Raw genomic sequence first — 12460 nt, forward strand, 5'->3', positions numbered from 1 at the left:
ATCAATGCGCAGCGGGAAATCAGCTCGCCCAGCAGCTGAGCCAGCACCTCGTTGCCCATGAGCTCGGCCATGCGCACGTGGAAGTCGCCCAGCAGTTCGGTGCGCTGGCCCACGTCATTGGCTTCCATGGCCTTCTTCTCGGCAGCCACATGCGCTTTGAGCTCCAGCAAGCGGGAGGGTGTCTGCTGCGCGGCAAAATTGCGCACCATTTCGGCTTCGAGCATGCGACGCACGGCAAAGACCTGGCGCGCTTCTTCAACCGAGGGCGTGGCCACAAAGGCACCGCGCGTGGGCTCGAGTGTGATCAGCCGGTTCTGTGATGCCTGAAACAAAGCCTGGCGAACCAAAGTGCGGGAAACACCAAAATGATTGGCCAGCTTCTGTTCCGGCAACTTGGTGCCGGGCATCAGTCGATGTTCAACAATTGCTTTGGTCAGACTTTCTGCAATGGACCAAGTAAGTGAGGTTTCCATTGCTTCATCATAGATCTTGAACTCAACACTTGTATACAACATTGATTCAAGAAAAGGTAGGTGTTCTCCCTTAAGGCGTATCGGGCGTTTCTTGAGGCAATCGCAGGAGAAGATAGATGAATGGCCCGCTAGGCGTATTTAACTTACGCTCCTCCTTCAGCCAGCTCTGCCACATGCTCTCTGGAGCGCAATATTTATCACCTGCCATTGCGGGCACGGTCGAATTTATTGACTCTTCCGATCCTCAACTTCGTAACAGCTCGGTCGCATAAAATCAATTTAATGAGTACTCCAGTCATCACCAAAACCAAGATCGCCGAGCGTCTCATAGAGTCGATCCTGACAGCCAAGCTCCGTCCAGGAGAGAAACTTGGTGAGCAAGACATTGCGGACTTGTTTCAGGTCAGTCGAACCCTGGTCCGCGAGGCATTGATGCACCTTCAGACCCGGGGTTTTGTGGAGGTCCGCTCCAGGGTTGGCTGGTATGTTGCAGAGCCTTCGTTTGAGGAGGCTCAGGAAACCTATGCAGCGAGGCGCGTCGTTGAACCGGGCATGTTGCGTGACGCTGGTCAACCCTTGCAGGCAACACTGAAACGCCTGCGCAAGCACATCGCCGAAGAGCGCAAAGCCATTGCCTGTGGGGACGCAGAAGCCCGCAGCTGGCTGCTGGCCGACTTTCATATTTGTTTGGCAGAGTGTCTCGGCAATCGGTTCCTGACTTCTATGATGGTCGATCTCTCGGCGCGAACAACTTTGATCTCAGATCTATATCAATCGAAGACTGAGGCCAGAGTCTTCAATGACGATCACGCTGCCATTGTTGAGGCGCTGGCAGATGGGGACAATTTGCGGGCCGAACAATTAATGATTGCTCACATTGATGCGTTGGCATCGCGCCTTGATGAAAGCCTGATCGGTCGTCGCGGAGCACGCAACCGACTCCGCTCCATTCTGGCTCCTGAAGATTCGTCTTCAGCCAAATAGGCGTTTCAAGTCGATGGGAGTCCTGGGCGGGATCAAGCCTGGTTGAGCCCCTCGGCTGCTCGGCCGCTTCCCTGATCTTGAGCTCCCATCACTTTCCGGCGAGCCAATATTGACGCTTGAAGCGCTTGCCCCTGGCAGGCAGCGATTGAGCTCGCCATCTGTGCCGGTGATGACTTGAGCGTTCGCTGATCGTGCCTGGCGGCATTCATCAAGGAGCCGGTCCATGGAGATCATGGCATCGGCGCTACGCCAGCTCCTCGACCAGGACTTGGAATGGCTCGCGCAGCAGATAGACGTCGCCACAGTTTCAATGAGGGCCATGAAACCACACGGATAGCCATCGCGTCGTGGAATGGTCTTCCAGCAAGAATTGCCAATGCCACCGATCGCAACAGAGCGCTCGTCTGCGCATTACCTGCCGAATGGACTATCCATCTATCTCGACTGCTGCCGCACTTGGTGAATGCAGCTGCCAAGGTCTTGCCTTGCATTCCAACTGATCTCAAAGCCATGGGCGCATCAGCGCCGATTGCTCATTGGCGAGCGATATTGCTGCGATGGACACGGGCTGAATGCCAGCTTTGCAGCAACTGACCGGTGACTACTGGTACTCATTGCGGTGTGCGACTTCGGCAATATTTTCTATGGCACCTGGATACGCACAGTGACCTGGCTTTGCTCAGCGCGGATCGTGGAGAAGTTCATAGATGGATATCTGCGCAAAACAGCCATGATCAAAGTGTAGGTTCCTGCGCCTCGCCCAGTGCAGAAATGCGCGCCAGGGCTTGCTGCGCCTGCTGGTGACCGTTTGTCCTCCCATCTGAGGACTCCACCGAACCAATCTCTCTGGCCGATAGAACAAGGGTTCCTACTAGCATCTTGAATTCATGCCTTGTATACATTGCATGCATGTCAGCGATGTGTTCAAAGCATTGCTGAACAAGCTTGCGGAAGCAGATGGATATGGGGCAGATTCGATTCGCTTCATGAGCATCACAGCTCTTCAGCAGCGAAAACATGGCTGCAGGCCTGCGTCGCCCGTAGCCGCTAATAACGGTAGACAAGCATGGCCTGCTCAGCCGAAATGAGGTCATGGCAAAGGGGCTCCACGGCGCACCCTGATGGAAGGCGGCATATGAACAACCTAGTACTGGACACCCATGGTGAGTCATTAACCTCGGGGGCCAACACCACAAGCCCAAAGCGAGATGAGGGCTTGCCGGCCGGAGTTTCTCCGGCGCTGTACAACCACGATCTGGCACCAACCTCAAAGGAGGGGCGTACCTGGGGGAGCTACAGCCTGTTCACCCTTTGGGCCAACGATGTACACAGCCTCGGCAACTACGCGTTTGCCATTGGTCTTTTTACACTTGGGCTGGGAGGACACCAGATCCTGATGGCGCTTTTGCTGGGTGCGGCATTTCTATTCGTGCTGCTGTCCCTCTCGGGCTTTATGGGGACCCGTACAGGGATTCCATTTCCGGTGATGAGCCGCATCAGCTTTGGTACACGCGGTGCGCAGATTCCTGCATTGATCCGCGGCGGAGTCGCTATTGCCTGGTTCGGCATTCAGACCTACCTGGCATCCATGGTCCTCGACGTGATGCTGATCACGCTGTTTCCCGGCTTGCAATCGCTCAAAGAGCAAGTCGTACTGGGCCTGCCATTGCTGGGCTGGCTTAGCTTTTCCATCCTGTGGGTTGTGCAGGTGCTCATTGCCTGCTGGGGCATGGAGAGCATCCGAAAGTACGAGGCCTTTGCCGGCCCTGTAATTCTGTTGACTTTCATTGCCCTGGCAGGATGGATCTTCTATAGCGCCAAGTGGACTCTGCACTGGTCCGCCCCTTTTGAAAGCAGCGGCAAAGCCATGTGGCTGCAGATCCTGGGCGCAGCGTCACTGTGGGTTGCCATCTACGGTACCTTCGTGCTGAACTTCTGTGATTTCACACGGGCAGCTACTTCAAGCAGCGCTGTGGTGAAAGGCAATTTCTGGGGTATTCCGATCAATATGCTGATCTTCGGCTTGATCGTCGTCATTTTGACGGGGGGACAACTTGCCATCGATGGCACGCTGATTCAAAGCCCGACCGACATCGTCCAGAACATTCCCAACAAGCCACTGTTGATGCTGGCCAGTCTTTCACTGCTGATCCTGACCATTGCCGTGAACCTGATGGCAAATTTCGTGGCTCCGGCCCTGGCGTTGGCAAACCTCATGCCCAGGCATCTGAACTTCCGCCGGGCAGCTCTTGTCAGTGCAGTTCTCGGTTTCGTGATCCTGCCCTGGAATCTCTACAACTCTCCACTGGTCATCGTCTACTTCCTGGGAGGGCTGGGTTCATTTCTGGGACCGCTATTCGGCATCGTGATGGCCGACTACTGGCTGATCCGCAAACAGCGCGTGAACGTGCCGGCGCTCTATACACACGACCCCGCAGGCCCCTATCACTACCGCAATGGCATCAACCCCAAGGCAATTCAGGCGCTGATTCCTTCATCCCTGATCTCGCTGCTCTTTGCATTCCTGCCGACGCTGCAATCGCTGTCCCAGTTCTCCTGGTTCATCGCAGCCGGACTTGGTGCTCTGTTCTATTGGATGGTTGCACCGAAAGGACTCACCTACGAAGACCAGGATGGCGAAGCCATTTCCGTAGCCTCCGCCAAACACTGAGAAAGAAAGTTGAAAATCATGCGCATTCTGATCGTGAACGTGAACACCACTGAGTCGATGACCCATGCCATTGGCATGCAAGCTCGGAAAGTTGCTGCGCCTGGAACAGAGATAGTCGCGCTGACCCCGCGCTTTGGTGCCGAATCGGTCGAGGGGAATTTTGAGAGCTATCTTGCCGCGGTCGGTGTCATGGATGCAGTGATGAGCTATCGACAGCCCTTTGATGCAGTCATTCAAGCCGGCTACGGTGAACATGGCCGCGAGGGCCTGCAGGAGTTGCTGGACGTTCCCGTGGTGGACATCACCGAGGCGGCGGCCACTGCGGCCATGTTCCTGGGCCACAAATACTCGGTGGTCACGACGCTGGATCGCGCTGTGCCATTGATTGAGGACCGACTAAAGCTCGCTGGCCTGGACGAACGCTGTGCATCGGTTCGCGCCAGCGGCATGGCTGTGCTGGAGTTGGAGACTCAACCCGAACGCGCGGTTGAAGCGATTGTTCGTCAAGCGGGCCTTGCCGTCAGCGAAGACCATGCTGAAGTCATTTGCCTCGGCTGTGGAGGCATGGCCGAACTGGATGCCAAGATCCGTGAGCTGACCGGTGTACCAGTGGTCGATGGAGTAGCTGCGGCCGTGACCATTGCCGAGTCGCTGGTGCGCCTGGGCCTGAGCACCTCCAAGGTCCGTACCTACGCGCCCCCCCGAGCCAAGCGCGTGACCGGCTTCCCATTCGCTAGCCAGGTCGCAGGATGAATTGCCTTGAGTTGTGTCAATCGTCCTGGCCTCTTGTTTCCATTCAGGCGAGAGTTCCTTGTGGGCAGTCAATGCTGTCTCGAAGAATTCGGCAGTGAAGCGTTGAAGTAGATCCGCGGGCTGGCCTGCCGGTCAGCGATGATCGGTCCTGACTTGGCGTCATAGCTCTGTTACCGCCTGCTGCAGGCAGGCCAGCAATGCCTGCACCAGCGGATTGGCCGGCGTACGACGCCACATGGCCAGCATTTCTGAAGATGGGTGCGAGCCTTTGAGCGGACGAAACACCAGGCGCGGCATGCCCACGCGCGTCAGTGCCTGGGGCACCAGTGCCACGCCCTGACCCAGCGAAACCAGAGAGATCACCGACAGCCAGTGCCGTACCTCGTGGCGTACTTCGGGTGCAAAGCCATGGGCCAGGCACATCTCGTAGATGCGCTGGTGATAGGTGGGCGAGACCAGGCTGGAGAACAGGATCAGACGGTCGTTCTTGAGTTCGGCCAGATCGATGGCGGAGCTGGCGTGCAGCGGGTGGCGCTCGGGCAGGCAGACCACGAAAGGCTCTTCCATCAGCAGCCGGCTGGCAATTCCTTCGGGCGGCTGTATGGAGTGGACCAGGGCCATGTCTAGCCGCATTTGCTGCAGGTCCAGAATTTGCTCTGCGCTGTTGGCCTCAAGCATGTCCACGCGCACCAGGGGGTGGTCGTGCTGGAACCGCTCCAGTGCCTGTGGCAAGCCGCGGTACAGGCTCGATCCGACGAAACCCAGGCGCAGATGGCCTCGCGTGCCCTGGGCCACGTCGCGCGTTTCCTGTGCGGCCTGCTGACTCAGAGCCAATAGCTGGCGCGCCTTGTCCAGCAAATGTTCACCGGCCGCAGTCAGCCGTACGCCCTTGCTGCTGCGCTCGAACAACTGGGCCTGCAGTTCCTGCTCCAGCTGCTTGATGGCTACGGACAGCGGGGGCTGGGAGATCGACAGCCGCTGGGCCGCACGGCTGAAATGAAGCTCTTCGGCGAGGGTGACGAAGTAGTGCAGCAGTCTCAGTTCCATGGGTTATTGATATTTTAGAAGTATTGAGAAAGATTTTAATAATATTTGACGCGAATATATGAGGGTGCTGAAATTCGTGACAGTCCTTGCCTCCATTGCCGGCTTTGTGTGCGGTACATATCGCCTGAATTCGTCACAGCCCCAACCAGAGACGGCAAGCAAGGTCAGCCCTGTAGCGAGGTTGTCGTCCTCTTTCCAATGAGAGGGCGCTCAGCTCCTCAGGGGGATATTCGAATTCAGCAGGAGACGTTCATGTCCGCAAACGATAAGAGCCAGATGCATGCCTTGGCCCAGGCTGAGCGCGCTGCAGCCCATCCCGTGCCTGATCGCCACGGAGCCAATTTCTACGCCACCGATCCTGAGTTGCAGTCGCTGCTGGCGCTTTATCTGCCAGCCGATCTGCTGGCGCATCTGCAGCCCTATCTGCAGCGCATGGGTGAGCTGGCCGGTGGGCGCGTCGACGAGCTGGCCGGCATTGCCGACAGGAATCCGCCCACGCTCGAGCACCGCAGCCGCGCCGGCCAGGACAGCCAGCGCATCATCAAGCATCCAGCCTATGAAGAGCTTGAGCGCATCGCCTACGGGGAGTTCGGCCTGCAGGCCATCTCGCACCGGGAAGACATGCTGGGCTGGAGCGGCAAGCTGCCGCCCATCGTCAAGTACGCGCTGACCTTTCTGTTCGTGCAGTCCGAGTTCGGTCTGTGCTGCCCGTTGTCCATGACCGATTCGCTGACGCGCACGCTCAAGAAGTACGGTACCCCTGAGCTGGTGGACAAGTATTTGCCTCAGCTGCTCTCGCTGGATTGGGAAAACCAGGCCCAGGGCGCGATGTTCATGACCGAGCAGGCAGCAGGCTCGGACATCGCCAACACGCTGACTATGGCCGCCCCTCAGGCCGATGGCTCCTGGCTTCTCACCGGCGACAAGTGGTTCTGCTCCAACCCCGATGCCGAGTTCGCCATGGTGCTGGCTCGTGTGGAGGGTGGAGCGCCGGGCATGAAGGGCATCTCGCTGTTTCTGCTGCCGCGTTCCCTGGACGATGGCAGCACCAATCGCTACCGCATCGTCCGCCTCAAGGACAAGCTGGGCACCAAGTCCATGGCCAGCGGCGAGATCCGCATGGACGGCGCCGTGGCCTATCTCGTGGGTGAGCAGGGCCGGGGCTTTGTGCAGATGGCCGATATGGTCAACAACTCGCGTTTGTCCAACGGTGTGCGCTCCGCCGGCATGATGCGCCGCGCTGTGGCCGAGGCCGAATTCATCGCCCATGAACGCATTGCCTTTGGCAAGCGCCTGGAGCAGATGCCGCTGATGCAGCGCCAGCTCGACAAGCTGCGCGTGCCCGCCGAGCAGGCACGCACCATGGTGTTCCAGACCGCGCAGACGCTGATGCGCTCCGACGCGGGCCAGCCGGATGCCTATGCGCTGCTGCGCATCCTGACGCCGCTGATCAAGTTCCGCGCCTGCCGCGATGCACGCAAGGTCACTGGCGATGCGATGGAAGTGCGCGGCGGCTGCGGCTATATCGAGGAGTGGAGCGATCCGCGTCTGGTGCGCGATGCCCACCTGGGCTCCATCTGGGAAGGCACCAGCAATATCGTGGCGTTGGACGTGATCCGCGCCATCAAGCGCGAAGGTTCGTTGCCCGTACTGCAGCAGTACCTGCGTGGCTTGCTCGATCACGCCCGCCTGGTGCCCGGTTACCGCCAGGCGCTGGAAGATGCATTGGCCCGCGCCAGCACCCTGGCCGATAGGGCCGCTCAGGACGGCGGCGAAGTGCTGGCTCGCCAGGCCGCCACAGCTCTGTACAACTGCACCACGGCCATCGCCATGGCCTGGGAAGCCGCACAGACCGGATCAAACGAGCGCCTGCGCCTGTCGCAGCTGGTGCTGCTGCACCGTGTGCTGCCGCGTGATCCGCTGGACGATGCGGCCGCCGTGCCGGCGCAGTGGCTGGAGTGATTGCTGGCGGCCTTGAAATAAGTAGAAGAAACGGCTGAAGCGCTTCGTGAGAAAGGCGCTATCGGCTCTCGGATTATTTCTGCAAGGAGACAAATATGCGCAATCACACAAGAGAGCGCCGAAGGCTGCTGGTCGCAGCCTCGGGTGCAGTGCTGCTGGCGGCAGCCCATTTCGCCGTGCAGGCTCAGGGCGACTCCTATCCGGCTCGGCCGATACGCCTGGTGGTGCCTTATGGCGCGGGCGGGCCGACGGACGCGCATTTGCGGGTGGTGGCACAGCAAGCCTCGCAGCTGCTGGGGCAACCGGTGGTCATAGAGAACAAGCCAGGCGCCAACGGCACGTTTGGCGCGGTGGAGCTGGCGCGGGCTCAGCCTGATGGCTACACCCTGGCCGTGCTGCCTGCCAGTGTCTATCGCGAACCGTATCTGAACCGGGTGAGCTTTGACCCCTTGAAGCTGAGCTATGTGATCGGCATGACCGACTACACCTTCGGGCTGGCTGTGCGTCGGGAAGCGCCGTGGAAGAGCTGGAAGGAGTTTGCCGAAGATGCGAGCAGGCGTCCCGGCCAGATCTCCGTCGGTGCGGCCGGCCCGGTGCAAACGCCCAGCATCGTGCTCAGCGAGCTGGTGCAGTCCACGGGCCTGCAGTTCAATCGCGTGCCCTACAAGGGTGACTCGGAGCAGGCCAGCGACCTGTTGGGCGGTCACATCGATGCGGGCGTGCTCTCCGGCGTAGCCTCCCAGCATGTCCAGTCGGGCCGATTGCGCTACCTGGCAATGTTCACCTCCAGTCGTGTTCCGCAGTTCCCCCAGGTACCCACCTTGACGGAGCTGGGCGTGGACGCGGTGATCGAGTCGCCTTATGGGATTGCCGCCCCTGCCGGCCTGGCTCCGGCGCGGTTGCGCATCATTCATGACGCCTTCAAGGCTGCTCTTGAGTCGGCGCAGGGGCGCAAGATCCTCGAACAACTCAATCAGCCGCTGAACTACCGCAGCCCGCAAGAGTTCGAGCAGTACGCCAGGAGCGCCTACGCACGCGAGAAGACGCGCATGGAGCACTTCAAGGCCGGTGCCGGCGGTACCCCCCAGTGATATCTCAGTGATATCTGGCCGGTTCATCGGCAACACCCTTCCAAGGAGACAGACATGCATAGAGCCAGACGCGCAGCGCTGGGCCTGATGGCATCCGCCGCCCTGTCGGCAGCACTGCCCGCACTTGCCCAGGAGAAATACCCGACACGCCCCATCACGTTCATCGTGCCGTTTCCACCTGGCGGCCCTACCGACGCCATGGCGCGCATTCTGGCTACCGAGCTGACCAAGGAGCTGGGCCAGAGCGTGATCGTGGAGAACAAGGCCGGCGCCGGCGGCAATATCGGAGCCGACTTCGTGGCACGTGCCAAGCCTGACGGCTATACGCTGATGTTCGGTACTTCGGGTCCGCTGGCCATCAACAAGCCGCTGTACAAGTCCATCAGCTACGACCCACGCACCAGCTTCACGCCCATCATCTACGTTGGCTATCTGCCCAATGTACTGGTGGTTCGGCCGGATCTGGGCGTTGGCAACGTCAAGGAGCTGATTGCGCTGGACAAGAGCAAGCCCGGCAAGCTCAATTTCGCGTCTTCGGGCAATGGTGCTTCATCCCATCTGGCGGGTGTGCTGTTCAATGGCCTGGCCGGCACCCAGCTGCAGCATGTGCCATACAGGGGCACGGGGCCGGCACTCAACGACCTGCTGGCCGGTCAGGTGGACATGACTTTCACCGACATCCTCACGGCCATGCCCTATATCAAGGCCGGCAAGGTCAAGGCCCTGGGCGTGGCCACGTCCAAACGCTCCAGCGCCATGCCCTTGATCCCCACCATCGCCGAGCAGGGTCTGGCTGGCTATGACGTGAGCGTGTTCTTCGGCGTGGTCGGCCCCAAGGGCATGCCGGTAGAGCGGGTGGAGCTGCTCAATCAGGCCTATGCCAAAGCGCTGGATTCCGAGAATGTGAAGAACGCCTTTGCGGCCCAGGGCCTTGAGCGCGGCGCGGATGCCAGGCCCGCCTATCTGGCCGGCTTCGTCAAGAGCGAACTCGACAAATGGAGCGAGGTGGTGCAAAAGGCCGGCGTGAAGCTTGACTGATGGCGCTGTCGCTTGGGCGCAAGCGCAGGCATGCCATCGAAGGTTGGACGTGTTAGAACTTTTCGAAACTCCTCATCTTGGTCATGAGGAGGACACTGTTTCGCACTGCCTGCCACTGCCCGAGAGTCCATGCAATGCATGAGCCGGGGTACTTCACCTATCCATAGCCATGATATCTTCACCTTCCCTTCTGCTCGCACAACTGCAGTCCGTCGCAGCCGAGTTCGTCGAGGTGCGCCGCAGCATCCATGCCCATCCCGAACTGGCTTTCGAGGAGACGCGCACCAGCGATTTGGTGGCCGCATCCCTGACTCGCTGGGGTTATGCCGTGCACCGAGGTTTGGGCGTGACCGGCGTGGTCGGCGTGCTCAAGAAAGGCTCGGGCAGCAAGTCGCTGGGCATACGCGCGGACATGGATGCCTTGCCCATCCATGAAAGAACAGGCCTGGACTATGCCAGCCGACTGCCTGGGAAAATGCACGCCTGCGGCCATGACGGACATACCGCCATCTTGCTGTGCGCGGCAAAGTACATCGCCGAAAAGCTCGATTTCGACGGTACGCTGAACCTGATCTTCCAGCCTGCCGAGGAGAATGAGGGCGGCGCCATGCGCATGGTGGACGAGGGCCTGTTCGAGCTGTTTCCCTGCGACGAGATCTATGCGCTGCACAACGCGCCTGGCCTGCCCGTGGGCCGGATGGCCATCAGCTCCGGACCGGCCATGGCTTCGTTCGACCGCGTAACCGTTACGCTGCGCGGGCGCAGCGCCCATGGCGCCATGCCGCACCACGGCATAGACAGCATGCAGTGCGCGGCCAGCATCGTGCTGGGCCTGCAGTCCATCATCACGCGTGAGATCGATGCCCAGCATGCGGCCGTGATCACAGTGGGCTCCATCCAGGCTGGCGAGGTCTTCAACATCGTGCCCGAGAGCGCCGTGCTCAAGATTGGCGTGCGCGCCCTGCACCCGGACGTGCGCAGCTGGGTGGAGACGCGCATCAAGGCCTTTGTGCAGGCCCAGGCCGAGAGCTATCAGCTCAGCTGCGACATCGACTACGTGCACAAATACCCGGTGCTCGTGAACTGTGCAGCCCAGACCGAGTACGCGCGCCAGGTGGCAATCAGCCTGCTGGGCGAGGACAAGGTGGGCGAGCGCACGCCCACCATGGGCAGCGAGGACTTTGCCTACATGCTGCAAAAGCGTCCCGGTGCCTATATCCGGCTGGGCAACGGCGTGGGCGAGGATGGCGGTTGCATGGTGCACAACCCGCTGTATGACTTCAATGACAAGGCCTTGCACATCGGTGCGGCCTTCTGGACGCAACTGGTGCAAAGCTATCTGGCCTGAGCGGCCGCTTGCTGAAATGGGAGGCAGGAGATGGATACATGGAACCGCCGCAGCTTTATGCGGCACACACTGTGGCAGACGGCTGCCTTGGCGGCAGCTTCGAGCTGGGTCCGGGCTGCAGAAAGCTTTCCGGCCAAGCCTCTGACTCTCATGGTGCCTTTTCCTGCAGGCGGGGCCAGCGATGTGGCAGCGCGCATCTTTGCCGAATCCATAGGCAGCAGCATCAGGCAGCAGGTGGTGGTGGAGAACCTGGGAGGCGGCACGGGACTGATTGCCGCGGCCAAGGTGCTCAACGCGCCAGCAGACGGCTATATGTTCTTTCACGGCTCGGCCAACGAGATCTTCCTGGCGCCCATGCTCAATACGGCAGCGCGCTACAAGCCAGGCGATTTCACGCTGGCGGCCCCCACGACGGAGTCGCCCATCGTGCTCATGGTCAAGAGCAGGCTGCCTGTCGAAAGCTATGACGAGTTCATTGAATATGCACGCGCCAGCAAAAGCGGCCCGCTGACCTATGGCACGGTGGGCGTGGACTCCATGTACAACCTGATGGGCGATGCCCTGGCAGCCAGACTGAAGCTGCCGTTTCTGCACGTGCCCTACAAGGGCGGCGCGCCGGCTCTGCAGGACCTGGCAGGAGGGCAGGTGGACTTCGCCATCCTGCCTTATCAGGCAAGCTTCGAAGGCATGGCCAAGCAGGGGCGCCTGAAAATTCTGACCAGTTTCTCCAGGACCCTGCCCAAGGAGCTGGCCCATGTGCCGCTGATATCGCAAAGTCGCCTCAGCCCGGATTTTGAATACACGGTCAGTGCGGGCTACTTCGTGAAGAAGGGCACACCCGCCGATCGCGTGGCCGCGCTGCGCAGCGCCATAGGGCAGGCGCTGGTGAATCCGGAAATCCGCGCCAAGCTGGAGCTGGAGGGCAAGCATATCCGCCAGCCCGTTGCCTCGCAGGTAGAGGCGGACCAGAGCTTCCATGCCATCCATCAGCGCCTGAGCGCGCTGGTGCGCGGCCTGGGCCGAAAGCCTCTGGCCTGAGGCGTGGGCTGCCGCGACTGGCGGCGCAAGCCTTCGAGCAATCTTTGATCAACAC

At 60.2% G+C, this 12460-nt stretch carries 11 protein-coding genes; 8 read left to right on the forward strand and 3 right to left on the reverse strand.

What is annotated here, in order from left to right; translation table 11 throughout:
• The coding region (locus tag DFO48_RS19245; RefSeq protein WP_147282762.1) for a GntR family transcriptional regulator at positions 1-473 on the reverse strand (473 nt) is incomplete at its 3' end.
• A gap of 282 nt (positions 474-755) precedes the next feature.
• Here DFO48_RS19245 and DFO48_RS19250 point away from each other — a divergent pair.
• Positions 756-1457: a GntR family transcriptional regulator gene (locus DFO48_RS19250; RefSeq protein ID WP_003077729.1), complete on the forward strand. Its 702-nt coding sequence runs from the start codon at positions 756-758 to the stop codon at positions 1455-1457.
• Between the two features lie 734 nt (positions 1458-2191).
• Here DFO48_RS19250 and DFO48_RS19255 read toward each other — a convergent pair.
• Entirely contained in the window at positions 2192-2521 is a 330-nt protein-coding gene (locus DFO48_RS19255; RefSeq protein WP_147282763.1) for a hypothetical protein, read from the reverse strand.
• 2 nt (positions 2522-2523) lie between these two features.
• Between DFO48_RS19255 and DFO48_RS19260 the strand changes: the two genes are divergently transcribed.
• Complete coding sequence (locus tag DFO48_RS19260; RefSeq protein WP_233506470.1) at positions 2524-4128, forward strand: NCS1 family nucleobase:cation symporter-1; 1605 nt, start codon at positions 2524-2526, stop codon at positions 4126-4128.
• A gap of 18 nt (positions 4129-4146) precedes the next feature.
• A complete protein-coding gene (locus DFO48_RS19265) occupies positions 4147-4881 on the forward strand; it encodes an aspartate/glutamate racemase family protein (protein WP_003077723.1) in 735 nt (244 codons plus the stop codon).
• Between the two features lie 159 nt (positions 4882-5040).
• Here DFO48_RS19265 and DFO48_RS19270 read toward each other — a convergent pair whose 3' ends face one another.
• On the reverse strand, positions 5041-5928 hold the full coding sequence (locus DFO48_RS19270) for a LysR family transcriptional regulator (RefSeq protein WP_114864488.1): 888 nt from the start codon (positions 5926-5928) through the stop codon (positions 5041-5043).
• Positions 5929-6180: 252 nt separating this feature from the next.
• On the opposite strand from DFO48_RS19270, the gene DFO48_RS19275 reads away from it, so the two are divergent.
• The 5 genes from DFO48_RS19275 (at position 6181) to DFO48_RS19295 (ending at position 12405) form a co-directional block, all read left to right on the forward strand.
• A complete protein-coding gene (locus tag DFO48_RS19275; protein WP_114864489.1) occupies positions 6181-7890 on the forward strand; it encodes an acyl-CoA dehydrogenase family protein in 1710 nt (569 codons plus the stop codon).
• Between the two features lie 95 nt (positions 7891-7985).
• Positions 7986-8981 carry a tripartite tricarboxylate transporter substrate binding protein gene (locus DFO48_RS19280; protein ID WP_003077716.1) on the forward strand — a complete coding sequence of 332 codons (996 nt, stop codon included), beginning with the start codon at positions 7986-7988 and terminating at the stop codon, positions 8979-8981.
• Between the two features lie 54 nt (positions 8982-9035).
• Positions 9036-10019 carry a tripartite tricarboxylate transporter substrate binding protein gene (locus tag DFO48_RS19285; protein ID WP_003077714.1) on the forward strand — a complete coding sequence of 328 codons (984 nt, stop codon included), beginning with the start codon at positions 9036-9038 and terminating at the stop codon, positions 10017-10019.
• 169 nt (positions 10020-10188) lie between these two features.
• Positions 10189-11367, forward strand: a complete 1179-nt coding sequence (locus DFO48_RS19290; protein WP_114864490.1) for a M20 aminoacylase family protein — start codon at positions 10189-10191, stop codon at positions 11365-11367.
• A 30-nt stretch (positions 11368-11397) separates the two neighbouring features.
• A complete protein-coding gene (locus DFO48_RS19295) occupies positions 11398-12405 on the forward strand; it encodes a tripartite tricarboxylate transporter substrate binding protein (protein ID WP_114864491.1) in 1008 nt (335 codons plus the stop codon).
• Positions 12406-12460: the final 55 nt, after the last annotated feature.

This window comes from Comamonas sp. AG1104 (genome assembly GCF_003350425.1).
Taxonomy (GTDB): Bacteria; Pseudomonadota; Gammaproteobacteria; order Burkholderiales; family Burkholderiaceae_C; genus Comamonas; species Comamonas testosteroni.